24 protein-coding genes and 1 pseudogene are annotated in these 25,432 nt (G+C 60.8%); 3 read left to right on the forward strand and 22 right to left on the reverse strand.

Going from position 1 to position 25,432, the window contains the following annotated elements:
• On the forward strand, positions 1-302 hold a 302-nt coding region (locus F3H98_RS28470; protein WP_149764104.1), incomplete at its 5' end, for a transposase.
• Positions 303-455: 153 nt separating this feature from the next.
• The gene (locus F3H98_RS31605) at positions 456-602 is read left to right on the forward strand and encodes a DEAD/DEAH box helicase family protein (protein ID WP_244621967.1); all 147 of its coding nucleotides are present in this window, start codon (positions 456-458) and stop codon (positions 600-602) included.
• Between the two features lie 146 nt (positions 603-748).
• Here F3H98_RS31605 and F3H98_RS28480 read toward each other — a convergent pair whose 3' ends face one another.
• The 8 genes from F3H98_RS28480 to F3H98_RS28515 form a co-directional block, all read right to left on the reverse strand.
• Positions 749-1,288: a ubiquitination-like system serine protease family protein gene (locus F3H98_RS28480; protein WP_149764106.1), complete on the reverse strand. Its 540-nt coding sequence runs from the start codon at positions 1,286-1,288 to the stop codon at positions 749-751.
• Positions 1,285-2,760 (reverse strand): phosphotransferase family protein, encoded by a 1,476-nt coding sequence (locus tag F3H98_RS28485; RefSeq protein ID WP_188130619.1) that lies wholly within the window; start codon positions 2,758-2,760, stop codon positions 1,285-1,287. The genes F3H98_RS28480 and F3H98_RS28485 overlap by 4 nt, the downstream gene beginning before the upstream one ends.
• Entirely contained in the window at positions 2,753-4,096 is a 1,344-nt protein-coding gene (locus F3H98_RS28490) for a HesA/MoeB/ThiF family protein (protein WP_149764110.1), read from the reverse strand. Before F3H98_RS28490 ends, F3H98_RS28485 begins: the two co-directional genes overlap by 8 nt.
• The gene (locus tag F3H98_RS28495) at positions 4,093-4,479 is read right to left on the reverse strand and encodes an E2/UBC family protein (protein ID WP_149764112.1); all 387 of its coding nucleotides are present in this window, start codon (positions 4,477-4,479) and stop codon (positions 4,093-4,095) included. The genes F3H98_RS28490 and F3H98_RS28495 overlap by 4 nt, the downstream gene beginning before the upstream one ends.
• On the reverse strand, positions 4,479-5,180 hold the full coding sequence (locus F3H98_RS28500; protein ID WP_149764114.1) for a multiubiquitin domain-containing protein: 702 nt from the start codon (positions 5,178-5,180) through the stop codon (positions 4,479-4,481). Before F3H98_RS28500 ends, F3H98_RS28495 begins: the two co-directional genes overlap by 1 nt.
• A 138-nt stretch (positions 5,181-5,318) precedes the next feature.
• The gene (locus F3H98_RS28505; RefSeq protein WP_149764116.1) at positions 5,319-8,657 is read right to left on the reverse strand and encodes an ATP-dependent helicase; all 3,339 of its coding nucleotides are present in this window, start codon (positions 8,655-8,657) and stop codon (positions 5,319-5,321) included.
• A 1-nt stretch (position 8,658) separates the two neighbouring features.
• Positions 8,659-9,255, reverse strand: a complete 597-nt coding sequence (locus F3H98_RS28510; protein WP_149764118.1) for a hypothetical protein — start codon at positions 9,253-9,255, stop codon at positions 8,659-8,661.
• Positions 9,252-9,998 (reverse strand): sigma factor-like helix-turn-helix DNA-binding protein, encoded by a 747-nt coding sequence (locus F3H98_RS28515; protein ID WP_188130620.1) that lies wholly within the window; start codon positions 9,996-9,998, stop codon positions 9,252-9,254. Before F3H98_RS28515 ends, F3H98_RS28510 begins: the two co-directional genes overlap by 4 nt.
• 394 nt (positions 9,999-10,392) lie before the next feature.
• Between F3H98_RS28515 and F3H98_RS32700 the strand changes: the two genes are divergently transcribed.
• A complete protein-coding gene (locus F3H98_RS32700; protein WP_425294890.1) occupies positions 10,393-10,521 on the forward strand; it encodes a hypothetical protein in 129 nt (42 codons plus the stop codon).
• Between the two features lie 29 nt (positions 10,522-10,550).
• Here the strand turns inward: F3H98_RS32700 and F3H98_RS28525 are convergent, their stop codons facing one another.
• The 14 genes and pseudogenes from F3H98_RS28525 to F3H98_RS28585 form a co-directional block, all read right to left on the reverse strand.
• The gene (locus tag F3H98_RS28525) at positions 10,551-11,042 is read right to left on the reverse strand and encodes a DUF2285 domain-containing protein (protein ID WP_244621964.1); all 492 of its coding nucleotides are present in this window, start codon (positions 11,040-11,042) and stop codon (positions 10,551-10,553) included.
• A 61-nt stretch (positions 11,043-11,103) separates the two neighbouring features.
• Complete coding sequence (locus F3H98_RS31405; RefSeq protein WP_188130621.1) at positions 11,104-11,358, reverse strand: transcriptional regulator domain-containing protein; 255 nt, start codon at positions 11,356-11,358, stop codon at positions 11,104-11,106.
• 40 nt (positions 11,359-11,398) lie between these two features.
• Positions 11,399-12,031 (reverse strand): acyl-homoserine-lactone synthase, encoded by a 633-nt coding sequence (locus tag F3H98_RS28530; RefSeq protein ID WP_149764123.1) that lies wholly within the window; start codon positions 12,029-12,031, stop codon positions 11,399-11,401.
• Positions 12,032-12,132: 101 nt separating this feature from the next.
• Entirely contained in the window at positions 12,133-12,858 is a 726-nt protein-coding gene (locus F3H98_RS28535) for a LuxR family transcriptional regulator (RefSeq protein WP_425294891.1), read from the reverse strand.
• 1,203 nt (positions 12,859-14,061) lie between these two features.
• The gene (locus F3H98_RS28540; RefSeq protein ID WP_149764127.1) at positions 14,062-15,468 is read right to left on the reverse strand and encodes an aminotransferase; all 1,407 of its coding nucleotides are present in this window, start codon (positions 15,466-15,468) and stop codon (positions 14,062-14,064) included.
• A 164-nt stretch (positions 15,469-15,632) separates the two neighbouring features.
• Positions 15,633-16,130 carry an Lrp/AsnC family transcriptional regulator gene (locus F3H98_RS28545; RefSeq protein WP_149764129.1) on the reverse strand — a complete coding sequence of 166 codons (498 nt, stop codon included), beginning with the start codon at positions 16,128-16,130 and terminating at the stop codon, positions 15,633-15,635.
• 505 nt (positions 16,131-16,635) lie between these two features.
• Positions 16,636-18,180, reverse strand: a complete 1,545-nt coding sequence (locus F3H98_RS28550; protein ID WP_149764131.1) for a fumarate hydratase — start codon at positions 18,178-18,180, stop codon at positions 16,636-16,638.
• A 6-nt stretch (positions 18,181-18,186) separates the two neighbouring features.
• Complete coding sequence (locus tag F3H98_RS28555) at positions 18,187-19,620, reverse strand: NAD-dependent succinate-semialdehyde dehydrogenase (protein ID WP_149764145.1); 1,434 nt, start codon at positions 19,618-19,620, stop codon at positions 18,187-18,189.
• Between the two features lie 205 nt (positions 19,621-19,825).
• A complete protein-coding gene (locus F3H98_RS28560; protein ID WP_149764133.1) occupies positions 19,826-20,752 on the reverse strand; it encodes a LysR family transcriptional regulator in 927 nt (308 codons plus the stop codon).
• 130 nt (positions 20,753-20,882) lie between these two features.
• The gene (locus F3H98_RS28565) at positions 20,883-21,785 is read right to left on the reverse strand and encodes an HpcH/HpaI aldolase/citrate lyase family protein (RefSeq protein WP_149764135.1); all 903 of its coding nucleotides are present in this window, start codon (positions 21,783-21,785) and stop codon (positions 20,883-20,885) included.
• A 125-nt stretch (positions 21,786-21,910) separates the two neighbouring features.
• The gene (locus F3H98_RS28570) at positions 21,911-23,062 is read right to left on the reverse strand and encodes a CaiB/BaiF CoA transferase family protein (protein ID WP_149764137.1); all 1,152 of its coding nucleotides are present in this window, start codon (positions 23,060-23,062) and stop codon (positions 21,911-21,913) included.
• A 15-nt stretch (positions 23,063-23,077) separates the two neighbouring features.
• A complete protein-coding gene (locus F3H98_RS28575) occupies positions 23,078-24,331 on the reverse strand; it encodes a methylaspartate ammonia-lyase (protein ID WP_149764139.1) in 1,254 nt (417 codons plus the stop codon).
• Positions 24,332-24,593: 262 nt separating this feature from the next.
• Positions 24,594-25,073 (reverse strand): annotated as a pseudogene (locus F3H98_RS28580) (SDR family oxidoreductase); the annotation flags it as partial.
• A 19-nt stretch (positions 25,074-25,092) separates the two neighbouring features.
• Positions 25,093-25,432: IS5 family transposase (locus tag F3H98_RS28585; RefSeq protein ID WP_149764143.1), on the reverse strand; the 340-nt coding region annotated here is incomplete at its 5' end.

Below are 25,432 nucleotides of genomic sequence, written 5' to 3' on the forward strand. Positions count from 1 at the left end.
CGATCCTGAACGCCTCGCGGCGACCATTTCCCTTTATCCGAATGGTGTTCGCTGATTCTGGATACCGGGGACCGCGTGTGGCCGAGGCCACCTCCATCGCAGTCGAAATAGTCAAAAGACAGCCAGATCAGATCGGCTTCGCCGTGCAACCGAGACGTTGGGTCGTGGAACGCTTTTTTGCGTGGATCAGTCGCAACAGACGCCTATGGAAGGACGCCGAAGCCACCATCGAATCCGCAACAGCATTCCTCTACGCCGCAGCCGTCATGATCCTTGTCCGGCGCATCGCACGAAATCAATGACTTTCGGCACGGACTCTGAGACCGCAATAGTGAAAAGCGGCCGCGTCAACGTCGACGATATCCTCCATGCGGACGTGACGGTCGCGAACATTCAGCAGATCGCCGGAGAAGAAAACCGGTGGCTTGATGCTCTCCCCTGAAGATTTCTTCGATATGTTCCTTGTAGATGAGGCCCACCACAACACCGCAGCGAGCTGGCAGCAGGTCAAACGACGTTTCCCGAACGCCCGTCTTGTTAATTTTAGCGCCACTCCGGCCCGCGCAGGGAGGCACCAAGCTCAAATCCGGGCTATACAATAAAGATCGACAATTATGCGCTCAATTTTCAACGCGAGCTCCGCAATGCGCGCCGCTAACCTTCGGTTCGACCTAGTAAACGCGCACGCAACTGCACACGCCCTCCCACCGGGCCGTAAGCTACCGGCGACGGCGCGGATCATATCGACCTAGCGCCTTGCCTTCGACTCGACGCGCCGGAAGAGACGGCGCGAAGCACTGCCGCCCGCTTCGGCCCTGCCCTCCCGCACCAGACGCCGCAGCACTCTGTCGACGTCCCAGATAATCTCGTCGATCTCAACCGCGACCTCGAAACTTGTCCGAAAGATTCGGGGATCGAGGGCTTCGAGCACGAGCGCTTCGAGCTCGGGATGGTAGGCTGGTTCCTCATTCTCGTCTTCGAAGCGGCCGCACCAGACAATATGGTCACGCCAGAGGATGAAATGGCTCTTGCAGCCGCCCTCGCGCCAGACCGATGGGTAGAGCGACAAGCGCTCGCACCGGACATCCAGGCGCCACGCCTTTCCCACCCGCGGGTCGAGATTGATTGACAGTGTTTCGCCGCAACCGTCGGGGCATTTGAGGATCAGCGAGCGGAGACGTCCCCGGATGACCGCCGCCGCGTCGCCCGCCTGCTCGAGCAGCCCTTCGGCCTCGTCCCGATACTCGCCGACACCGCGCCAGCGCAGTTTCCGTGCCGGCCTCCTCATTTCGTCCCTCCATCAAGGTCGGCGACGAGAGCCGCGGCGAGCCGATATCCGTGGGCGCGCCGCCCACGATCGCCCGGAGGACCGTCGTTCCACTGGCAGCGCCGCAGCAACTGAACGGCGACGGCCGTCTGATACTCATCGGGGCACGACTGGATCGCTAGGCCCTTCGTGCGGATTTGCCGAGCGATATTCGACATCCAGGCGCGCGGCGCGGTGGGCCGGCACGGCCCTGGCGGATGCCGGAATGCATCGGGGGCATAAAGATGGTTCACCAGGGCCCGCCAGTTCGCGTCGTAATAGATCAATGGATCATCTTTCGTCGCGAGTTCAAAAGCAAACCAAGTCTCCAGCGCGGCGAGGTCGGCCGTAATCGGTGCGCGGCACACTGAGGCGAGGTCGATCAGGATCGAGTTGTTTCCGCGCACGCGCACATTTTCGCCATGCAGATCGCCATGCACCGGAGCGATGCGATACTGCTGATCGAGCTGGGCCAAGGCGGCGCGAAGCTTTTCCGGCGTTTCCATGACGCGATGCTCCTGGGCTCGATCGACATATTCGCTCTGGATTTTGCCGGCGTCCCAGAGCTCGGCCGCGTGCATGATCTCGGAAACCGATCCGCGCTGCGGCGCTATCGCATAGGCCTGATCCCGCCAACCGCCGAGCGTCTCGTCAAGCAAGCAAGTCACCGCCGCCGATGCCACGTCGCGCTCAGCCAGATCGCGAAGCGATTCCGAACGATCCACGAAATTGCCAACGAGCAAACTATAGTCGCTGCCGGCGACGACATCGCTGATATTCGGCCGCAAGCCGAAAGGAATGAACCCGTCGGCAAACTCGCGATATTTCTCATATTCTCTCGCGATCTTGGCGTTCCGGTCGAGGTTGGCAAAGGCCGGTTGCGGCCAGACGCCGGCATTGGATCCGTCGACGACCATATGGACGGCGAAGACCCGCGCCGAAGAACGACCTCCCGAAAGTTCGACCAGCTTGATTTCGCTGCAATGCCCGAACGCCCTCTGGAAAAGGATTTCTTCGGCTTTCCGCAGGCGTTCGCGACCGTCTTCGACAACGATTGCAAGCCCAGGCCTTGGCGTCGGTCCGGCGTCGTGCCGCGCTATCGCTTCGGCGACCATCGGCGATGTGGGACCAGTGTGAAAGAACACCCCCGGCAGCGACGCGAATTTCGCGAGAATGGTCTGGACTTTGCCCATCGCCTTATCGTCCGGCGCGACGATATCGACGCGCAAGCCTTGATCGACGAAGCGCGCGATGTGTTTCTCGCCGAGCGCAAGAAGGTCGGTTTCAAGACCGGTAGCAAAGTTGAGGACCACCGCTCGCGCACCGACCGCGTCGCTGAAAGTGTCGTCGGCATCGGCGGGGCTGCAGGTCATCCGGCGAGCAGCGATCTCGCGCAGCATCAGGTCCGGGGGCACCTTGCCGAACCAAAGAACCTGGCTGCGGACCCTATCCATGGCGCCGCCCCTTCGGCCGCGCGGGGAGCGGCCAGTTGCCGCCTTTCGCCAGTGCCCCATCCCCGGAGCAGGCGATGCAGCCGGTGCGGGAGCGCGCCGCCATCAGTCGCACCACGCCCTGGAGGCCGTCGTAGCGCTGATATCGGGCCCGCACGGGCACCGCAGTGACCGCGCCTAGAAACATGGTCACTGCGAGCGAGGCCATGCTGCTGTTGACCGACACGACCGCCGGCTGCGGAACACGCCCGCCGACAACATAGGGGTCGGCCGCCCGCTGCTCGGGTGTCAGCATCTCGCGGCGGACCTGCTCGGAATCGAGGGCGCCTGTGCAGGTGAGGCAGGGCAGCCCTGGCGCCAGCATCTGAACGCGCCCGGTGATGTGCGTGACGGCTCCGTCCGCAACGGTGATGCTTACGCCCATATCGACGACCGGAACGAGGAACTGATAGGCGGCCTGGCAGACAATGGCGCGGCTCGCATGGGAATCAGTGCAGAGGAAGACGAAGTCGAAGCCGCCGATACGCTCGGCGAACTCCTGATCGACGATATCGCCCACGATGGCTTCCACACGCGCAGTCGGGTTTATCCCTTCGACCATCCGGCGCGCGACAGCGACTTTGGGAAGACCGATGTCCGCGGGAGCGGCGCCGATCAACCGATTGAGATTGCTCTCCTCGACGCGATCCGGATCGATGACGGTAACATCGGACGCACCGAGATAGGCGAGTTGCTGAAGCGAAGCCGAGCCGGTACCGCCAGCACCGACGACGAGAATTTTGAGCCGCGAGATAAGCTGCTGCCCCTCGCGGCCGAGGGCACGAATCTGGCGATCGTTCCGCGCTTCGTCGCTTGCCGCGCCATGATCATTGCCGAGAAGCCTGACATCGGCACCGACCGTCCAGAGATCAACGGGCTCGCCATAACCAAGCCGGCGCGCACGCGCGCCCTGCGGCCCCATCACCACCGCGAGCGGCGCGGCGGCAGGCGCGCGCCGCTCGAGATAGTCCCTGATTTCAGCCTCGCCGCGGTCGTCGATGGCCGAAAAGTGGGGTGCGCCAACAGCGTCGGGGTGCGTGTGGAAGAAAATCGGGCTCATCCCGCTCGCACGAGCGTGATTGGCGACCTCGATGAGCACGTGCGACTTCAGCGTCGCGGCGACGCGATCGCGACGATCGTAGGAGTCGTCGGGCAGCGACTCGGCTGTTTCCAATACCCAGGTCGCCGACGCGCTGTCGTGATGCGCATAACCGATCGCACATCGTTCGGTCGCGGCCCCCTCGAGCAGCGCTCGCTCGAGTGTCGTATGGGCGGCGCCGGTCATGCGGAGGCCGCTCATTGCGGCCTCCGCATGCGGTCGGCGATAACATTCATCCAACTCGAAAGCGTATCGCGGTTCGGATCCCAGGGGCCGGTGAGATGCCAGGAGAACCACAGTCCCATGAACCCCGCTTCGGGGATGACATTGTCCGCGGCTGCATTCTTCGGAACAAGGCCGCTGGCGAGGCGAAGATCATTGCCGGCCCAGAAGCAATCGAGAGCGGCCAGGGGATACCCCACGGGCACCAGAAAATGGACCGAAGTATGTTCGGACGACCAGCCGGGCGGAAGCGGAACGCCTGGTACGCTCACCAGCGTTGTCCTGCTGGGCAGCCCGCGCGCTTCAGCGCCGCCGAAGCGATCGACAAGCTCGCGCAGCTGCCGTTCCAAGATTGGCGACATCAGCCGAAATTCGCCTTGGGCACCGACGAGAAGCGTCGCGCCGGTTTGACGTCGAGATCGATCAGCTCGTCGTCACCGACCGGACCGTCCGGCTCGTCGCCATGTCCCTCGAGCACGAGGTCATGATTGGGGTCCCAGTTCGGCACACGAGCCTTGATCTGGAGCGCGGTGAGTCGGCGCTGATCGGTCTCGTATTTCGTGCCGTTGACGAAGAAACTATAGGTCCGCGGGCGCTTCGCCGTAATGAAGCGCTCGACACCGGCCTCGGTCAAATCGATCTGCTCGCCTTCCTTGATGAGCCGGTCAGTGCCACCGCGTACCTCAAGGAACACGGCCTCGTCCTCATCCGCGCCGGTGAGGAAGCGGAGCACTGCCTCGGATACGGTCTCGGGTCCCCATTTGACCTCGCGGCCGTTCGCGTAAAGGCGGAAGATCCGGTCTCCCGAGAAGGCGATAAAGCGCTCCGTGCCTTTCGCCCGGAGATCGAAGGTTTCATCGAGGCGCACGTCCTCGAAGGCCCCGTCCGGCAAAATGGCGAACAGGCTGAAGGCTTCCGCCGGCACTTGCGAGCCAGCGGTGAGAAGCTGCCGCCCCAGCGGAACCGGGTCGGAGAGCTGGATGGATTTGAAATCGATGCCGTCGAGCGCGATCTCAGCGGCGACATCGCGCCGCTTCGCCGTATCTGGGTGGGCGTCCGCCATAGGGAGGTCCTTTGTCTCTGGACAGCCCCTTGCTGCCCCTGCTCCCTCAATCGGGCGAGGCGTGCGGAAGCGGAAAACCCACCGCCACTTTTTTTTGGATTTGACTTTGCCGCGCCTCTCCGGCGCTGCGCCTCGACGTCAATCCGTCGTGGGCGCCGGGCAGATGAAGAGGAAAGCGCAGCGCGGGCAATTGAAGTCGCTGGGAGCGGGAGGGAATTCGCCGGCGCGAATGCTGGCCACCGCCTCTTCGCAATCAGCGATCCGTTTTCGATACTTAGCATCGCTCTGCGCGACTTCGCGGATCGCGCCCGAGGCCAGATAGTGAGTCTCGATGCGAGCGCCGGCACCCAATGTCTCGGCAACGGCCTTGAGCTGTAGCGTCGCCGAGAGTCGATCGGTGTCGTTTGCTGAGCCGCGACCAGAGCGTAGGTTTCGCACGACCGGCGACGCCGAGCCAGCAACAACACGATCGGCTGTGACGCTGATTGGCTCCGCGCCTATCGTCGTGACGAACTTTGCCGACCGCGCAGAGACGCCATCGGCCGCGGCGTGCAGCCGGTCGAGCATCGAGTCGACCAGTTTTCGATATCCCGCCGCGAAGGGATGTGCATCCAAGCCGCTCGCCTTCCATGCCTGGTCGAACAATCCGTTCGCATGACTCCGGTCATAATCGCCCGCATCCTCAAGGTCGCGAACGTAGCGAATGGCAGCCTGGACGCACCCATGAGCTTGCAAGAAGGCACCCGTGCGTGAATAGCCGCCAAGCCCGAGTACTTGCTGATAAAAGAAACGGCGCGGACAGCCGGCATATCGCTCGATGTCGGCCGCCGACAGGCTGACCGAGAGGGAGACCTCCCTTAGCGGGTAAGTCGGCGGAGGCGTCTTTCTGGCAATCCGCCCTGAGGCAGGGAAAACCGCCACCGGAACACGCGCGAGAAAGCGAGACGGGTTCGCATTGCGTCCGCCGCGCTTCGTCGGGCGGTAAAGCAGCAGCCGCGAGCGCGCCCTCGACATGCCGACATAAAGGATGCACTCCTCTTCGGCCTCATGCGCGTCCTCGCCCTCGATGCGATCGACCATCCCCGCCGGCGGCGGACAGGCGGGTGGTCGATTTGCCGCCGGGATCGCGCCGGCATATAGGCAAGGCAGGTGGACAGCGTCGAATTCCAGCCCCTTACTGGCGTGGATCGTCATCAGCCGCACGCCATTGAGGTCGGCAAGTTCCGGCGGGAGCTGCCTGAGATCGCGCTCATCGGCCAGCAGAATCATATGCCGAATGCGATCCAGGGCGCGCCTGACCGGCGTGCCACGGCCGGTCAGCGGCATGGCACGCAAGGCATCGATCAGTTGGCGGACCGCCACGCGCCGCATGTCATCGGATGGCGATTGGCCCGAAAGGACCGTTCGGACATAATCGCTGTGCTCAAAGAGGAAGCGGCTCACAAAGAGCCAGGGCGTGGTGCCTTGATGCGCCTCGTCGAGATGTAGGGCGAGCTGCCGCAGACCTGCTCGTCCTACGGGAGAAAGCGTCGCCATCTCCTCGACGCGCTGCAAAAGATCGAAAACTCGAACCTCCGTCACGCGCGCATGCTCGATTAGCCGACGACTGTCCGCGAGGGGCACCGCATATTCCGGGAAGGCCCCGACCCGCACGAGACCTGATCCGCTCGCGTCAACCAGCAAGGACAGCAGCGCCAGAAGGTCACGGACCTCAGGCCGATCGAAAAGCGGTCCAAGATAAAGGACGGGAACGTCGCGTGCTTCGAGCGCCTCCGCGACTCGCGCTAGTGTCCCGTTGCTGCGGGCCAACACCGTCTGCGCCTTGAGTTCGATACCCTCGCGTTCGAGCGCGCGGATATTCCCCGCGAGGGCTTCCATCTCCGCTTCGGCATCGTCGAGCTCGTAAATCGCGGGAGCCACGCCACGTTTCGGCGAGGCGGGGGTCAGCTCGGCGGACCCCGCGTAGTCTGCCACACGCATTTCCCTACCGAACGCCGTGTAGGTGCTAACGATTTCAGGCGTCGATCGATAGTTTATCGTCAGGCTGTCACGTTGACCGATAGGATAATCCCGCTTGAAGCGATCGATGTTAACCGCTGAAGCGCCTCGGAAACGATAAAGCGACTGGCGCGCGTCGCCGACGACCCAAAGCCGTTCGCCCCGTCCCACCAGCTCGCGGACCAGCATGGCGCCCGCGCGATTGATATCCTGATACTCATCGACCAGCACATGGGCGAACCGACATCGCATCAACTCGCCAAAATCGGCGTCCTCACGCATCTTCAGTGTCGGAAGTACGATGAGATCGCCATAGTCGACAGCCCGAAGCGCCCGCAGTTGCTCTTCGTAATAGCGATATACAACCGCGACCTCGGCGGCCTTTTCGGCGGCGACCACCTCGTCATCGGACGTGGCGTTCGCGCGCATTTCCGCGGCTAGTTTGGCGTAACGTTCAAGCGAGCAGAGTTCGTCCTTCGCGCGCGAAATCGCGCCGAAAATGTCGCGCAAGGCAAGGGCCGGTTCGAACAAATTGAGATAGTGCCGCAGGTCGAGCGCGGGCAGCGCGTCTTCCATGAGCGCTATGGCCTCGCTGGTATCGACGACGCGCGGATCCTCGGATACGCCGAAAAGGGCATGATGTTTCCGGATCGTGTCAAGGCCGAAGGAATGGAATGTGCCTGACCAGAGATTTACAGCCGTTGGGCCGGCTAGGATATGTAGGCGGTCGGCAAGCTCCTGAGCGGCCTTGTTCGAAAAGGTCAATGCCAGGATCGCGCTCGCCGGCACGCCCTCCCGCAGCAGACCCGCGATGCGGTCCACAAGGGTCTTGGTCTTGCCCGTTCCGGGTCCCGCGCTCAGTAGGAAAGGCGCTCCCCGGTGGTCAGCGGCCCTCCGCTGCGAGTCGTTCGGTTCAGGGACCGCGGGAGGCGCCAGGCCGATCACCGGCGGAAGCTCCGGCAACAATATGCCGTCCGCCAGTTGCTGCAGAACGGTCTCATAGGGCACTTGCAGCGAACGCGAGATATCAGAGGCCCGCAAACCTTCGGCAAAGAGGCGCCTCGCGAGCGCTCGGGGCAACACAAACTCGCGGGCGAAAGCGTTTGCCTGGGCCTCGCGACGCTCCTTGATCCCATATGTTTCGATGCGCTGGGTCGGATCACCCCCATTCTGTTCGTGACGTTGATAGAATCCGGCTTCCGGCCCGTCGTGAAGGACGTGATGCCCGATTTCATGCGCGATGACCTCGGCTTCGAAATCGCCCTTGAGCTGCTTGCGGACCAGAATTTGCCTGTATTTTCGTTCGAGCAGACCGATCGCGCCCTCGAGCTCCGGATCGTCGTAGTCGAGCGGCCTGATCGAGAGGCCACGCTTGAGCGCGGCCGCGCGAACCGCCGTTGGCGCATCAGTCTTGTCTGAAATCTCAGCTGTGGCGCGAAGTGAATTGGCGGCGATGCGGACCGCCAGGAATGAATCCATGTTAGCTCCCAGCCTCGCGCAGCCAAAAGTCCTTCTGCTCGCCGGTCAATGTCGAAGACCTAACGGCATCGGCGAAGTTTATCTTTCCTGTGGCTTTTGGCCCGCTCGGCGCATAATAGTCCGCCCCGGAGGAAACGGGCGCCCCACAAAGAAAACCGAAAAGGCTTGCAATGTCGCTCCCGAGACTATGCGCTAGCCACGCAAGCAGCTTGCCGGGTATTGTCATCGCGTCGATCAGCCGTCTCTCGAGCTTGCGCAATATGCTCGCGTCAATGCGGCATTCCGCGGCGATGCGTTCGAGCGCCGCATAGTCAAGCGCGGCAAAGGGATCAGAAACAGGCGTGGCGCCCTTAGCCCAAAAGCGGTCGAGCGCGGCCACGACGCCCGATGACGGCTGTTCGTCGGACACGCCCTCGCCTTCGACGCCCGAAGGCATGACCAGCCATGCGGCGGCGAAGGCGAGGATCTGACGTCGATATCCCGGATGAGCGTCAGCAAAGGCCGCGACATCCTGGGTGGAGCTATCTGGAAGCATTTCGTGCAACTCGGCCAATAAGGCATCAAGCTGCCTTCCGTTTTCGGTTTCGATGGTCATCATCTTAAATCCCAAATGGCGCGCGCCTTGGGGCGGGCGCGTTTCAGAAGATAGCGAACCTTGCGGTCCGAGCAGTTCATTTGTGCGGCTGCTTCCTTCTCTGTCATTCCCAAGCCGTCAACATACAGCAGCGCCTGCCCCTCCTCGCCGTCCAACTGCGCGATGATCGACCGCAGTTCGCTCCGAACATCAGCGAGCGACCGTGGCTGCGGGTTTGTTGACGCGAATAGCGCGTCGACGACATCCCCACCGGACGTTTCCTCGTCATCAGAGCCAAAATCACCGATAGGGAGTTCGGTCGATATTCGAAGCATCAGGCGTGATCGAGCGTCGAGGTAGAGCCTCTCGACAACAGTCCGGAAACTCGCCTCGAAAATGTCCATTCGGTCGTCGGACATCCAGCTCAGCACCTTGTCGCGCACCTGATCATGCGCGCGCTCATGCAGATGTGAGGGAATATCGGACAAATGGCGCGTTCCAGCACGTTCAATGCGCGAGAAGAAGGCCATGAACATCGCATCATATTCGGTTGAGCGTTTGTTTGGTCGAAAACGCCGAAGAAAGAAGACTAGTGCCTGAGGCGACAGATGGCCGCTCGCGGCAAGCTTGAAGGCTTGATTGAGAGGCAGGTCGAGCGCCGCCGCAATTTCCTGTTCGATACGTTCAGGTCGAGCATAGGTTACTCCCTGCTTCGTGACACGGGTGAGAGGAGGCAGCACCTTATCGTCATGTCGGTCCTGGGTCATTCTGTACTCATCTGATCGGCTGAAGAAGGATAAAGCGGAAAAACTATCTGCGGTAAGTCGACGATTGTTCATCTCGGTTGCTCAAGAGTTGATCAATGCTTCATCGACGCAATCGTCCTGTGTTACCGCCAGATCGATAGGCGTCAGCTGTTCTTGGTGGCGCGAATACCCGCCAATATGCGCCACGTGGCGTAGAGTTCGCCAATATAATGCCCCGGACAGTGCCATCGTGTTTTCAGATGGCTGGCCACGATGCGCGTGGACAAAGCCATCAACTGCAGCCCGTGGGGGACGACCGGGCTGACGGTCCGCAATACGCATCCATTTCACCTCTGAAGTGCAAGATGTTCAAGGCGATTAGGACGCTTCCGCCGATGATGCGAGCGAAGAAGAGATGGCGCATCTGATCCTCGGCATTGATCCGGCACGCGAACCGGAGCGCGCCCGGAAGGCTCTTCGCAGTCATCTCGACCGTGCGAACTGGATGGTCACGACTGGCTACAAGGAATTGTTCGCCAGCTGACCAATTGCGCGGCGCCTTCCGTTACACTTTCAAGCAAGGAAGTCCCTGTACCCGCCATTCATCAGCGCATGGCCGCGGTGAATGGCGCGGCGGATGCGGTCACGCAAATGATCGCGAGGATCTTTCCAGTCGGCCTGAACCCGCGGTTCGCCGATCAGCGCTGCGGCAATTTCCCGGTGCGAGGCCCCCGCAAGCGAACCGTCGAGTGCCTGGAGGACGAAGCGGAGGCGTCGACCACGCGCTTCCGGCGGGGACAAGGTCTTTGGCAGTCGTCCGTCCGCCGTAAGACTGTTGAGACATTCAAGCGCCCATAGGCGGTGTTTCAACTGTCCGGCGGGCCAGATTGCGTCGATATGGAATCGGACGGGCAGCAAAACGCTGGCGCCAGACACGACAAGCTGGACGTGCCAGTCGGCATGCCGCAGCAGGACATGTTGGCGGCCGTCGCCCGCCAGCAGGACCGTTGCACGGCATGGCAGCGCCGTCAGGTCGAACGGCAGTGTCGCCGACGACGAGGGCACCTGTTCCGCAACGACCGGCAGGACGTTTGGGCACCGGCGTGGACACCAGAATACGGCCGCATTACGCCTGAGGGAGTCCGCGAAACAGAACGTCCCAGCGCGCCAGGTCGACGCGCGACGCAATGATGTCGAGCGATGTCCGATGTTCCAGCCATTCGGACCGCTCCAGTGCATTGGCCAAATCGTGCCGGAATGCCGGATTGCGCCGCAAGAACTCCCAGGCCCAGTCGCGCCGGGTCAGATGAGCGGTGTAGGCGTAAGAGCTCTTTTCCCACCAATCCGGCCAGTCGGCGGCGCTGCCTTCTGCCAGGCTCATGACCCAGGTCTGCCTGCGGCACGGGGACAACGGTCGAACATCACGCGGCCGTGCAAGCCACCGGCGCCCACAGTACCGGCCCATGAAAACCGCCGTTTAGTCGAACGGCATCCAGCGTCTCGTTGGAGACCTCGAGGTATCCGGCCACGGCGCGGGTGGTGCCGATTGTGTGGGGTTCGCCGATCCGCGCAAGCGGCCAGCCGGCGCGGCGAAGGATGCGCTCCATGCGCAGATCGGTGACGGCGACAATTCGGCTGAGACGGCGCGACAGGCCGAACTCGATCATGCCGGCGAAGAGCTCGTAAGTGCCGACGGCAATTCCGCCACCGCCCTTCGACGCGGATGGCGGAAGATCAAGGGCGAAGCGGCTGCTTTCCCAGACGCTCGGCTCCTCCGGCGCCGGCTGGCCATCCAACAGCACCGGAAACGTGTCGCGAAGCATCGTGGGCCCTTTCGACGGAAGCAGTCGGACGCACCCATCGACACGACCATCGGAACCTCGCAAGATCAGATAATGCGGTTTCAACGCGTCAAAGGAATCGATCTCGTAGCCGCCATTCGTCCGCACGTCCCAGTCGAGCCGCTTCTTGAAAACGCGGTACCGCAGACGGTGCATTGCGTGCAGTTCGTCGGCAAAGTCGCCGTACCAATCGGGTGCGATCAGCTGCATCATGAGGGCCTCCGGGCAGAAAATGACCCTGCCATTGGAGGCGAATGCGCCCGCCGAAACAGCCTGTGCACATGCACAGGGGGACCAAAGACGAATTCAGTTTCTCAGAGAATGGAAGATCGTGAGGAGGCCAGCAGCGCAACGGCCTGATTTTTGGTGCGCACGCCGAGCTTCTTCTTGGCATTGTCCAGATGGAAAGCGGCGGTGCGCGGTTTGATGCCCAAGATGCAGCCGATGTCCGAGGCGGACTTGCCGCGCGCCGCCCACTGCAGGCACTCATATTCACGCGGTGTCAGCAAAACGCCGTCCACCGTTCGATTGCCCGAGAGTTTGCGGCGAGCGGAAATGTGAAAACAGGTCGCCATGAGCTGAAGAGCTTGTTCATATCGCTCGGCGATACGCAGGAACGCCGGATTGGGCTCATCGGCGGCAAAGGTCATCGCTGCAATGCGGCCCCGTCGATCGACAATCAGGATGGTCAAACCACTGCAGATGCCGAACTCGGCCGCTTCATCGAACAGCCTTTGCTGAGCCTGTGATATCTCAACGCCACTGAAACCCGATCCCCATCGAAACGGGCATCCGCCACACCGTGCACGCAGGATGACCGGATCGAGTTTCTGATACCGGTTTTGCAGATAGCGCGCGGTCCAGGGAGATGGATAGTTCGAGATCAGCTTGGGCTTGCCCGAAGGTTGCAATGGTAAGGACAGGTAGGCAAAGGTGAGTAGATCAAGTTCCGAGGCGGTACCAGCCATGGCTTCGCGGAAATCCGCCTCATCGACGCTTTCCGACAGCTGTTCCAGGAATGTCTCGAAGACAATTTGCATGTCCTTCGTCATTGTCCTGACTCAATCCCTCCATCTGTCTGCTGCGCGCCACCCCGACCTGTAGACCCCACCGTAAGCTGGCCCGCATAACCGCGGCCAACCTCGCGGGCATTGGCCGGCATGTGACGAACCGCCTCCACGAGATGCCGCGTTGCACGAGCTCCGCGCCAGCGTTGCAAACCGCAGCTACCGCTGGACTCTTCGAACGGCCATCTCGGAGAAGCGTGGTCCAGCGGCGCAATACACACCGTTCAGGGTCGACTGCTTGATGCGAAGTACTTCGGCCGCGCGCGGGAAGCTACCGTGCGGGGCGGCAGTAGCTTCGTAACGGAGATGTCGAAGCTCGATGCGCTATTCGGATATCACTCTCCTTCTCAAGCCTTCGATCGGATGCGCTGCAAGCACTCCCATCCAGCGCCTTGAAAACAGCGCCCTGCCGGTGGGAGGGACGCCGGCAGGGCGCGCCGCGCTTAGGTCGTGGTTCCACGGGGACCAGACGGCGGCGGCAGGTTTTGGCTTTGCGCGTAGCAAACCTCTTTTTGATTGCGTTCCGATCCGAACGCTTCATCGTCGAACACTCCGCAGTCGCTTTGCGCTTCCCTTTGGCCCTTGCCACCACTTCGCTTGCTTGCCCCCTCGGTAATGATGAGCGGAGGGCAAAAACATGAGTGGCCGACGACGACGTGCGGAAGGAAATGCCTCGCCGAACTGGCCGAGAAGATTTTCGGATACCATCTCCACGGCTACGATAAGGCCGACGCGGCGCATAATCCAAACCAGGGGTGACCCGAGAGCTTCTGGAGGTTCTCCATGAACACCTTGCCGATACGCCGAGTTACCTGTGAGGCTGCCCGACGCGCCCTTGGTGCGATGAACTTCTTCATTGTCCAACTTTCGACGCGCGTTGTTGACGTCCAAACCATCTTTATGACGGTGTCGTCTGCTTCGCCCATTCGAACATCAACGCCACGAGCGAGTTCCTCTGCATTCCGCAAGGGTTTTGCCCTGTTACATCGTTGGGGCATGCTCCACATGCAGTCCCCTGAGTACGGTGAAAGGGAAGGTGCATCCTTCCACATCTCCGCGCGCCTTACAGGGCGCCCGATCGCCCAAAATCTCGAACGCGTGCTGTGCGAAAGCGAGTGCCTGGGGAATTTGGCTCATTGCCGGCAGTCCTAGCGGTATCTATCGGCTGCGTCAGGATCATACCGCGCCCTCGGCCTTCAGCGCGCGATAGGTCGCATCGACTGATTTCGCAGTCGCATCGACGATGATATCGATCTCTTTTCGGGTAATGATCAGAGGCGGGGCATAGCCGAGGATATCGCCATGCGGCATGGCCCGGCCGATGACACCGTTCTCAAGCAAAGCAGCGGCGGCGCGCGCGCCGACCTGGAGTTCGGGTTCAAATGGTACCCGTGCTTTTGGATCCCTCATTAGCTCCACGGCGGACAAGATTCCGACGCCGCGAACTTCGCCGACAATGGGATGCCCCTCCAATTCGGCTTTCATGCGGGCATGCCAGTAGGGTCCGACATCGCGGACATGTTCCAAGATGTTTCTTTCCTTGAGTAATTGGATATTGGCAAGCGCTGCCGCCGCGCAAAGCGTGTGACCAGAATATGTCCAGCCATGGCCGAGAGGGCCGTTCTTCTCCGTTCCTTCTTCCAAGACCGACCAGACGCGGTCGCCGATAATTGACCCGGAGATGGGCAGGTAGGCGGAACTCAAGCCCTTGGCGATCGTTACGAAATCCGGACGCATGCCATAGAGGTGGGAACCAAACTTCTCGCCAATTCGCGCGAAGCCGCAGACCACTTCATCGGCGATTAGAAGGATATCGTACTTGTCGAGCACCGCTTGAATGGCGGTCCAGTATCCCTTTGGGGGTGGAACAATGCCGCCGGTCCCAAGTACCGGCTCCCCGATAAAGGCTGCAACCGTCTCCGGGCCTTCAGCGAGGATAAGGGCTTCAAGTTCATCGGCGCAGCGCCTAGCGAACGCTTCCTCACTTTCCCCGTCATGCGCCTGGCGATAGTGGTGCGGCGTCGTCGTATGGCGCACCAAATCCAGAGGCAGGTCGAAGAAATTGTGAAAGAAGGGAAGGCCTGTCAGGCTACCGGTGACCAGCCCAGATCCGTGATAGCCGCGATTTCGCGAGATGATCTTTTTCTTTTCGGGACGGCCGAGAATGTTATTATAGTACCAGACCAGCTTGATATTGGTTTCGTTGGCGTCGGAACCGGAAAGGCCGAAATAGACCTTTCGCATGTTCTGTCCGAAATACTCTACCACGGCCTCCGCCAAAAGGGCGACCGGCTCCGTGCCCTGGCTGGCATAGACATGCGCGAACGGTAGCTCGTGCGCTTGCCGGGCGATGGCCTCGGCGATTTCCGTGCATCCATAGCCCATATTGACGCAGTAGAGCCCGCCGAAACCGTCAAGGCTCTTTCGGCCGTCCGTATCCCAGATGTACACGCCTTCTGCACCGGCCATAATCCGGTTTGGCGTCTCGCCGCGACTGTGCTTGGCTAAGTGCGTAGACGGATGAAAGACGAAGCTTCGATCCTTCTCCCGGAGTTGCTCGGTTCCCAGATTTCTCAAGCGCATCGTCCCTCTCCTCGCGATCAGTCGGCGGAGAACACTCGGCCAGCCGCCTCTTTAGCAATTAACATATCGGCAAACACCTCTTGAGTTTCGCGAAAATGCACGTCTTTAGCCGACGAATTCGCGGAATCGGCACCAATCGCCGTGGAAACCAAGGCTTCGGGAGTTTACCGTTGTCTTAGTGCTGACAAGGGGATCGGTGAATTGGATTTTACTGGTTTCGTCACGACAAGGCTGTAGTATTGATCGATCCCCAAGCCTGCCTGCAGCAGTCCCTCCATGAAATCCTGATACGCAGCCATAGAAGGAGATGAAACGCGCATCAGATAATCGATCCGCCCCCCGATAGCCCAGCAGTCCAGGATTTCCGGGATTTGTTGAATCGCGGTTTCAAAGTGTCGTTGGTTTTCGAGACGGTGACGATCCAGCACCACCTCTACCATGACGAAGATCACGCCACCGGTCAGAGCCGGACTCAGCCGCGCATAAAATCCCTCAATAATCCCTGCGGCTTGGAGTATACGGAGCCGTTCCGAACAGGCCGACGCTGAAAGATGAACACGCTTCGCAAGCTCGCTTTTCGAAATCCGACCGTCTGACTGAACCTCTGAGAGAATCCGGACGTCCCAAGCGTCTAGGCGCACAGGATCGGGTTTCGACTTCATGACGTTTTGCTCTCAAGCCGTTGTCGACAGCGTAATTGATGCCAACCAATTCTATCATTAATTGAAGTGACCGAATGTAGTGGACGGCATCCGCTCTCGGCCCGCAATGCGCCAGAGGGGGGTGGTCGAAAGTCAGGTGAGGGAGGGCGATCCATGGAGAAAGGCTATAGAAGCAGTTTTGCTATCCGCCACCTTAACGGGGCGATGACGCAACTGGAGAAGTATAGTCGCCTTTCGCCGGAGGCATTGTCGTATATAGATAGCGCATTCTTTTGAATCTCCGCTGCTTTACTCGATTGACACCCTCGACAGCATCCGAGCATCGATCGCGTGGAGTGCATAGTCAGATGCAGTGTTTACATCGGCGCATTCGGCTTCGAGATGAATTGAAGGCCTTTCTTATCTGGCTCGCCGAGGAGCCGGGCACCACAAAATGCCGCTCGTGTTACCGCTACGGCCCAGAATTCGGTGCTGGAGTCTGGCCGGATGGCCCAGCCGGGAAGACTCAAACGCCGATGTTGCGTGCGATGCTGTCGGCCGCCATGCGCTTACGCCACTCAAGAGGCCCGGAATTGTGAATGGAGTTTCCCTCAACGTCGACAGCCATGATGACCGGCATGTCCTGCACCTCGAATTCATAGATGGCTTCCATGCCCAGGTCTTCAAAGGCAACGAGCCGCGCCGCCTTGATCGATTTTGAAATCAGGTACGCAGCGCCACCCACTGCGATGAGATAGGGCGTCTTGTGTCTGACAATCGACTCGATGGCAGCCGGTCCCCTCTCCGCTTTACCCACCATCGCGAAGACCCCGGTTTCGGCGAGTATCTTTTCAGTAAAGCCGTCCATCCGGTTGGAGGTTGTCGGGCCAGCCGGTCCGACGACCTCATCCCTCACCGCGCGGACTGGCCCGACGTAGTAGATCACGCGTCCCCGCAGATCGACCGGGAGCGGCTTGCCGGCATCGATCAGGTCGACCATTCGCTTGTGGGCGGCGTCACGGCCCGTAAGCATCTTTCCAGACAGAAGGATCGTCTCGCCGTACCGCCAAGCTGCCGTCTCTTCCTTCGTAAGCGAATCGAGGTTAACCCGCCGGACGCCGGCTAGGTTCAATTCCCCGATCCCAATCTCGGGCCACTCGGAAAGGTCGGGCGGTTGGAGCTGTGCTGGCCCTGTGCCGTCCAAAGTAAACTTCAGGTGCCGGTTGGCGGCGCATTGCGGGATGAGTGCCACGGGCTTGGACGCCGCATGGGTAGGATAGGTCGCAACCTTGACGTCAACGACTGTCGTCAGTCCACCAAGGCCCTGGGCGCCGATGCCCAGCGCGTTAATCCGCTCATGAAGCTCAATCCGCAGTGCCTCCTCCGCGCTTGACGGCCCCCTGGCGATCAGTTCCGACATGTCGATGGGCTCGTTCATGGCCTCCTTGGCCAGCAGCATCGCCTTTTCAGCGCTGCCACCGATGCCGACCGAGATCAGGCCTGGCGGGCACCATCCGCTGCCAAGGGTCGAAACGGTGTCGACCACCCAGTCGGCAACGGACGCGCTGGGGTTCAGGGTGGTGAAACGCGCCTTGTTTTCCGACCCGCCGCCTTTTGCGGCGATGGTGATCTCAATCTGGTTGCCGGGCACGAGGTCGACGTGGATGACCGCCGGCGTGTTGTCGCGAGTGTTGACCCGTCCGGCGAGCGGATCGGCAACGATCGATGCCCGAAGGGGGTTGTCCGGGTCGAGATAGGCCCGACGGACGCCCTCATTGACGAGGTCTGCGAAACTGGCGGTTGATTTGATGCGGGCATCCATGCCGACCTTTGCGAAGACCACCACGAGGCCGGTGTCCTGGCAAATCGGGCGCCGCCCGAAGGCCGCCATGCGGGAGTTCACCAGAATCTGCCCGATGGCGTTCTTCGCCGACGGGCTCTGTTCGCGCGCGTATGCCTGCGAAAGATATCGGATATAGTCGGGGGGATGGTAGTACGAGATGTACTGAAGGGCGTCGGCGACGCTCTTTGTGATATCCTTGCCGGCAATGGTCCGTGTTTTTTTATTCACGAAATCTCATCCGAATGATCCGAGCCCGTTGACCAGTTTCAGGCTTTGGAAGCTCCGCAATCCCTGCTCGCCCCCCTCATATCCATAGCCGCTCTGTTTGACGCCCCCATACGGCGCATCTGCAGAAACTCCTTTCAGGTAATTTACACTGACAGCGCCTGCCGAAAGAGCGCCAATCAGCGCCCGTTTCGCATCGGCGGCGCCGGTGAAGAAGTAGGCGGCCAAGCCATACTCAGTGGCGTTGGCTTCTTCGATCGCCTCCTCGATCGTGTCGAACGGCGCCACGGTGAGGATCGGCCCGAACGGCTCGTCATGAAGCACTTTCGCATCCTTTGGCACCCCTGTCAGGATGGTTGGCGGCCAGTAAAAACCCGGCCGGTCGAGGCGGGTGCCACCGGTCTCGATGCGGGCGCCGCGATCGACCGCATCCTTGGTTAGACGCTGCATGGCCTCGATTCGCCGCGCATTTGCCATCGGTCCCATCTCTGTAGACGGGTCGTCCGGTGGACCGACTTTGATCTTGCGGGCGGCTTCCGTCATCCGGGAGAGGAATTCCGCATAGAGAGGCCGCGCGACGAGGATCCTGCTGGGCGCATTGCAGCTCTGGCCCGCGCACTCGAACTTGTATTCTGTGATGGCCGGTATGACCTTTGCCAGGTCGGCATCCTCGCATACAACGATCGGGGAGTGCCCACCGAGTTCAAGGATGCACCGCTGCAAGTTATTCGCGGCGAGCTTGGCCAGCTGTTTTCCAACCGCGGTGGAGCCCGTGAACGTCAAGACTTTCACGATCGGCGAACTGAGGAGATGTCGGGATATTAGCACCGGCACGCCAAAGACGAGATTGACCACGCCGTCCGGGATACCCGCCTGGCGCAAGGCTTCGACGATATGGATAGCCGCGCTTGGTGTCTCTTCAGCCCCTTTGAGGATCACCGGGCAGCCTGCCGCCAAAGCAGGGGCGAGCTTGCGGGCGATGAGAACGGCGGGATAGTTCCAAGGCGTAAAGGCAGCAACAACACCAAGGGCCTCCGGGACGATCATCCGGTTCGGCCCCAGTGGAATCGGGGCCGACAGCTCTTCGGCGTGTGTGCCGTTCCACTCCAGCGTTTCGACAGCGCGCGCGTACTCACCTGTTGCTTCTGCAATCGTCTTTCCCTGTTCGGTCGACAAGTCCCTGGCCGCCGCTCCAACCTTCGCCGCCAAGATCCTGGCGGCCGCCACAAGGATCTCGCCGCGCTCTTTTGCAGGCCGTGAGGACCAAGCCCGGCGGCTTCGCTCTGCCGAAGCGAGGGCCTCATCCAGATCCGACGCCGACGCCGAGGCCATCAAGGCAAATACCTTCTCCGTCGCCGGATTGATCACCGGCAGAGTGGTTCGGCCACTACCGGCTCGCCACATGCCGTTGATGAAGAGCTCGTAGCTCGTGGCGTCGGACATCGCGTGCTCCACTTGTGTGAATTTTTGTCTATACGAGCGCCCGTTCGATATCCAAACCGCTACGCTCGCTCTCCTGCCAATTTCATCGCGATGGTCGCGGCGGGTCAAATATGGAATATTGCCGAGATCCATCTGGAATCCAGATCGATACCGCCTGGCGGCCGCGGAAAGAGCGATGGCATTGGCCATTGGATTGAAGGGTTTATCAGGCCGCGTCCGGAGCCGTGGCTGACCAGCGCCGGCTCTCAATCAATGTCCTGGCGACCTTGGGGATGAGCTTGCGGACCGCAGAGACGGCCGGAGAACGCTCATCTTTCGGATTTACGGCAAGCACGACGGAACGGGTAATCACCGGATCTACGATTTTAACCGTCCGAACTTGGCCTTGAGACGCCTCTTTCTGAATGGCCGACGGGGTAAGAATAGAATACGCCTTTCCCTCCATGACCATATTGACGATCGTCGAAAGGGAGTCGACTTCGAATCTGACGTCCAGCACACAACCGTGCTGCGCAACGACATCAGCCACCGAACGCCTGACATTGTTGTTGCGCATAGGAACCGCCAGCGGAAACGCGTGCAGATCGGCGAGCGGTATCGAATCTTCGAAAGGCGGTTCACCCGGCGGCACCACCAGGCAAAATTCTTCGCGTGCCAGCACCGTCATTTGCCCCACACTCTCGGCAGTGCGGTAGAGGACAGCTAGATTGAAGCGTCCAGCAGCCATCCACTCCTCGAGGGGTCCCGTCATACCCTCGATCATCTTGAGGGACACCCTCGGCAGTTCGTTTCTTACCGACTCAAGCAGGGGGCCGCTGAGGACGCGAGCGGCTCCGGACGGAATGCCAATGGTCACCTCCCCGGCAGGGGAAGCCGCTGTGTTGGTGAGTTCCGCCTCGGTGAGTTGAATTTCCTTGAGAATCGTCCGCGCCCGCTCGAGCAGTTTGGATCCGGACGCCGTTGCGCTGACGCCTGTCCTGTCGCGTACCAGCAGCTGAGTGCCAAAGCTTTCCTCCAGTTGACGCACATGCAGGCTAAGGGCGCTCTGAGCGACGTGAAGGAGCGTAGCGGCTTTCGTAAAACTGCCTGCTTCCACTACGCCGACAAAGTATCTTAACTGCCTGATATCCACGGTTTAGGGATCCCAACTGAGGCACTCCCCCAGTCCCTTCATATCTATCTCGAAATGAGATGGCGAGCAAGTAATACTGCCGAGCCCACACCGGGGATAGGTTCCCGGTCCGACCATGACCGGAGGTAGGTCAGTTGCTGCCGGCGAGGGCCAGGATTTCGTGAGCGCGCCGCACCACCGGCGGGTCAATCATCTTGCCGTCCATCGCGAAGGCGCACAGACCCCGCCCTGCGGCATCCTTTTGAGCCGCGACGACACGGCGCGCCCATTCGAGCTCCTCTGTGACCGGCGAGAAAGCCTCGTTGAAGATGGCAACCTGTGTCGGATGGATCGCCAGGGCACCGGCAAAGCCAAGCTGTCGCGCATGCATCGCGGCTTCACGGAGTTTACGGGTGTCCGAGAACTCACCGATGCTTCCTATAAAGCCCAGAGGGAGCAATCCGGCCGCACGGGCAGCGAACAGCACGGCAAGGTTCGGCACCAGGAGCAGGTCAAATTGCGGGGCGCCGCCGACAGCGGCACTGAAGTCTTCAGGACCGAGCGCCATTGCGACCATCCGCGGATGGGCCGACGCAATGGCCGCGAGTCTTTGCAATGCGGCCGGGGTCTCGATCTGGGCAAGGAACCGAATGCGTCCTAGGGCAAGATTGCTCTCCTGTTCAAGTTCCGTTACGGCATTCGCGACCTCTGACACCCACTCCGCAGATTCCACCTTGGGGAGAACAAGTGCGTCAACCCCCGCCATGACGGCTACGTCGAGGTCGGCGGCCAAGGCGCGCAGGCCACGGTTCACGCGGACCAAAACCGACGCACCCTTGCGACCCACCTTTGTTACGGATTCAGGAAGTTGCCGCCGTGCTTCGTCCTTCAGATCTTGCGGGACCGAGTCCTCGAGGTCGAGTATGACGCCATCTGCACCGCGGTCATGAGCCATCTCTACGAACCGGGGGACGTGGGCGGGGACAAAGAGCATGGACCTCCAGCGGGGAATGGAGGTTGCGCTATGGACGGCTGGAACCGTGTCCCTGCTCATGGAGATGCTCCTCCCTATTGATTTACGTGAGCGTGGTGGCTCTGAGCTTCCTTGGCGGCCCTTTGGGCCGGCTAGGCGACAGCCGCGATGGTTTCGAAGTCGTGAGCGCGCACCGATAGGGGTCTTCACGCCGAAGCGGCCCTTAGGCGTAAACGCGCTTGGACTTCCTCGCGGATAGCCGCCGTGTGGGCGCCAAGGGCAGGGACGGGGCGCAACAAAGGTTTTTCGGAGTTGAAAATCGCCGCGGGCGCTATAGCCTCGACAGCCCCTCCAGGTGTGCCGACCTGCACCCTGCGAACATGTGTATGCTGCGAAACATCCGAGATCTCGTTCAGCCGGCCATATGCCAGACCGGCCGCCTCGAGCTCCTGCATCGCCTCTTCGCAGGACAATTCGGAAAAACGCCGCTTGATGATCTCATCAAGACGAGCGCGGTTACCGAGCCGCTCCATGTTATCGGCAAACCCGGGTGCGCGTGTGAGCTCCGGCTGCTTGAGGAACTTCTCGCAGAAGTTCACCCATTCCCGGTCATTCTGGACGGAGAAGATGACGTCTTTGCAATCCGCGCAACGGTAGGCACCGTAAGGGGCTAGCGACGGGTGGTTCACGCCGCCGCGTACCGTCTGGTAGCCGCTATACTCGTGCTGCAGAACTGGTACGTTCATCCAGTCGGCGACGGCATCGAACAGCGAGACTTGTATGCCGGCGCCCTCCCCTGTCACCTCGCGGTTATAGAGCGACTGGAGGATGGCGCTATGCGCCGTCATGCCTGCCGAGATGTCGCAAACCGATACCCCTACCCGGGCCGGCCCCTGTTGCGTACCGGTAATCGCGCACAGACCTGTTTCGGCCTGGACGATGAGATCGTAAGCCTTCAGGTGGGAAAACGGCCCCGCCTCCCCGAAACCGGAGATGTCGCAGGTGATCAGCCGCGGAAAGCGTCGGCGGAGGTCCGCAGACCCAAATCCCAGTTTTTCGATGCTGCCCGGCTTCAGGTTCTGGATGAAGACATCAGCAGCAGCAACAAGCGTGTCCAGGACGGCGCGGTCCGCCTCCGATCTCAGGTCCAGACAAACCGACTCCTTACCCCGGTTGAGCCAGACGAAGTAGGCGCTCTGTCCCCGCACCAACTTATCGTAGTTTCGGGCAAAGTCCCCTTCGGGCCTTTCGACCTTGATGACTCGGGCGCCTGCGTCCGCAAGGCGAGACGACGCGTAAGGCGCAGCAACAGCCTGCTCCACGGCAACGACGGTGATCCCCTCAAGACAGTTCTGCATGCGACACCGTGCTTTTCATCCAATTTTCTCAGCCCGAGCCCAACGGCGGTTCAGCATCGCGAACAACCGGTTCTGTTCGTTTCCAACGATCGAGAAGCCCTCATCGACCCCCATTCCGGGCTTTGCGAGCATCATGTCCGCCTGGGTCGCCACCGATACATGAACTGAAGCCTTGGCGGAGAGATCCGTCTCGGTGCAGCTTCCCCCGACATACGCCCCTACCTTGTTCTCCTTGCAGAGGAGAACGGCACGCGCCGTATCGGCCATTGAGCCGACATCAGGGGTCTTGATTTGGATGAGATGCGTGGCCTTTGCTTCGGTAAAGAGCCGAATATCCTCGAGCGTATTGCAGCGCTCGTCCACGACAATGCGAGCGCTGGAACCCCGATTGTCCAAAATCGATACAATCCGGGCGTAGTTCTCAATTTGGGCTTGCGTAGAACCAAAGTCCGCCGGGCACTCGATGTTGAGCGTGAAATCCGGAACGGTATCGGCAACCCTGCAGATGAAGTCGGCGATCCGTTGTGGCTCCAGGCCGATTTCCAGGCCGATCCAGCCATACACATCGAAATGCAGCACCGGCTGATACCCCGGGCGGCCAATTTCGCGGGTGCGTGCTGCAACCCACTTCACGAACTCCATGAAGGTCTGGCCGTTGGCGCCGAATTTTCCCCGTGAGTTGATCAGGCCGTGGGGAAGCACATCCACGCCCTTCAGAATCATCTTGTCCACGTTGATTTCGCGAGCATCGCCGCTCTGGCAGTAGATCGGCACCCTGCGCGTCGGCAGTGGCAGATCAAATTCAGCACATACGACCCCTGCCATCGTCTTGCGGTGAAGGTGGGCTGCGGCTCTGAGCAGTGCCTGACTGACTCCATACTCAATTGCCGGAGGTAGCCGTTTATGTTCGATGGGCCGGAACACCTGGGCGCAGGCATCAAGATATCGAGACGGATCGACCCCAAGAAGTCGCGGGGTCAGGACCCTTAACGTCAAATCCGAGATTTGCGTGGTCTCAAACAAAGGATCGCGGCCACCAGCGCCAGAGTATTGGACGCTCATCATGTCGCCCCACACAACGGTCTCGTCGGCAAGGACAAGCCCGACGCTGAGCGAAGATGCCGGAACGCGAATGGACGTGAACCCGGGCGTTATCGGTTCGCCCACATAGACGAAGCCGTTCTGGGTTGCGCCGGCCCTGATCGCAGCCTGGTCGTCATAGAAAAACGCGCCATCGCCGCGCGCGAGGAGAACGTCTTTGATGTACATTTCAATTCGCTCGTTTTTTAGATGGCGTTGGCTGCCAGATGCAGTCTGAACCGCTGCCCGCCAAGAATGCCTCACTAGGTATTGGGTTCGCCAATATATTGTCCTGAATTGTGCCATCTAATTTTAAGATCGCTGGCGACTGTCGGCTCAGTTGATGGCGTGGATGCCCCGCCTGACGCCAACGTTGGCGAATTGCCATGCAGTCAACAGAGCCCCGGCCAAGGTGAAAATCGAACGCGCGCATCTCATCCTAGCGGATAGGTCAGGTCACGAGACAATTGCTTCCGCCATCGATCACGATCGTCGTGCCATTCAGAAATTCGGCTCGGTCGCCGACCATGAAGGCCACAAGCTCCGCCACTTCTTCTGCGCGCCCTACTCTCTTCATGGGGTTCGCTCCAGCGACGCGTTCAATCGCGACAGGTCTATCAAGTCCGTTGTCGGCCACCAGTGTTTCGATCCGGTCATGAACCCTGCCCGTGTCGAAGTACCCCAGAGCCACGACATTTACGCGAATCCCGGTTCCGGCCAATACGTGCGACATATGCTTCGCCAGCACTGCAATACCTGCGCGCATCGCGCCGGACAGGAGGAGATGCCCAGGTTCCTCATGGATACCTGCGGACGAGATCAGCAAAATATCGCCCTTTATACCCTCGTCTTTCATCCTCTTCGCCACTTCCCGAGAGAGTCGCACGGCGCTCATCAACAGCAACTCGTAGGCATGACCCCAATCGACGACCTCTAGGTCGTGTGGACAGTTATCTGGTCCATAGGACGGTAGCGGCGATGGTAACGACGGCGAGGTAGTTTCGGGCTGTCTTCTCGAATCGGGTTGCGACGCGCCGGAACTGTTTGAGCCTTGAGAAACAGCATTCGATCAGGTGGCGCTGTGCATAGAGGTGCTTGTCGAGCGGATGCTTGAGCGAGCGCGACGGATTGCTGGGGATGACGGCGATAGCGCCCTTATCGGCGATCTCCCGGCGCAAGGGATCGGCATCGTAGGCGGCGTCGGCCATGACGACCTTTGCGGGCAATCCCTCGATCAAGGTGTAGGCTTGGGGGCAGTCGCCGCGTTGGCCGGCCGTCAAGGTGAAGCGC

Source organism: Neomesorhizobium albiziae (assembly GCF_900114255.1).
GTDB lineage: Bacteria > Pseudomonadota > Alphaproteobacteria > Rhizobiales > Rhizobiaceae > Neomesorhizobium > Neomesorhizobium albiziae.

Bases quoted from the DNA above. Each gene is read 5' to 3' on its own strand.
- F3H98_RS28495 (WP_149764112.1), bottom strand. From the start codon at position 4,479: ATGTCGCCAATCTTGGAACGGCAGCTGCGCGAGCTTGTCGATCGCTTC.
- F3H98_RS28575 (WP_149764139.1), bottom strand. From the start codon at position 24,331: ATGTACATCAAAGACGTTCTCCTCGCGCGCGGCGATGGCGCGTTTTTC.
- F3H98_RS31405 (WP_188130621.1), bottom strand. From the start codon at position 11,358: ATGAGCCTGGCAGAAGGCAGCGCCGCCGACTGGCCGGATTGGTGGGAA.
- F3H98_RS28480 (WP_149764106.1), bottom strand. From the start codon at position 1,288: ATGAGGAGGCCGGCACGGAAACTGCGCTGGCGCGGTGTCGGCGAGTAT.
- F3H98_RS28490 (WP_149764110.1), bottom strand. From the start codon at position 4,096: ATGAGCGGCCTCCGCATGACCGGCGCCGCCCATACGACACTCGAGCGA.
- F3H98_RS28530 (WP_149764123.1), bottom strand. From the start codon at position 12,031: ATGATGCAGCTGATCGCACCCGATTGGTACGGCGACTTTGCCGACGAA.
- F3H98_RS28570 (WP_149764137.1), bottom strand. From the start codon at position 23,062: ATGCAGAACTGTCTTGAGGGGATCACCGTCGTTGCCGTGGAGCAGGCT.
- F3H98_RS28510 (WP_149764118.1), bottom strand. From the start codon at position 9,255: ATGATGACCATCGAAACCGAAAACGGAAGGCAGCTTGATGCCTTATTG.
- F3H98_RS28515 (WP_188130620.1), bottom strand. From the start codon at position 9,998: ATGACCCAGGACCGACATGACGATAAGGTGCTGCCTCCTCTCACCCGT.
- F3H98_RS28485 (WP_188130619.1), bottom strand. From the start codon at position 2,760: ATGGATAGGGTCCGCAGCCAGGTTCTTTGGTTCGGCAAGGTGCCCCCG.
- F3H98_RS28540 (WP_149764127.1), bottom strand. From the start codon at position 15,468: ATGCGCTTGAGAAATCTGGGAACCGAGCAACTCCGGGAGAAGGATCGA.
- F3H98_RS28500 (WP_149764114.1), bottom strand. From the start codon at position 5,180: ATGGCGGACGCCCACCCAGATACGGCGAAGCGGCGCGATGTCGCCGCT.
- F3H98_RS32700 (WP_425294890.1), top strand. From the start codon at position 10,393: ATGGCGCATCTGATCCTCGGCATTGATCCGGCACGCGAACCGGAGCGC.
- F3H98_RS28535 (WP_425294891.1), bottom strand. From the start codon at position 12,858: ATGCAAATTGTCTTCGAGACATTCCTGGAACAGCTGTCGGAAAGCGTC.
- F3H98_RS28505 (WP_149764116.1), bottom strand. From the start codon at position 8,657: ATGGATTCATTCCTGGCGGTCCGCATCGCCGCCAATTCACTTCGCGCC.
- F3H98_RS28545 (WP_149764129.1), bottom strand. From the start codon at position 16,130: ATGAAGTCGAAACCCGATCCTGTGCGCCTAGACGCTTGGGACGTCCGG.
- F3H98_RS28565 (WP_149764135.1), bottom strand. From the start codon at position 21,785: ATGAGCAGGGACACGGTTCCAGCCGTCCATAGCGCAACCTCCATTCCC.
- F3H98_RS31605 (WP_244621967.1), top strand. From the start codon at position 456: ATGTTCCTTGTAGATGAGGCCCACCACAACACCGCAGCGAGCTGGCAG.
- F3H98_RS28555 (WP_149764145.1), bottom strand. From the start codon at position 19,620: ATGTCCGACGCCACGAGCTACGAGCTCTTCATCAACGGCATGTGGCGA.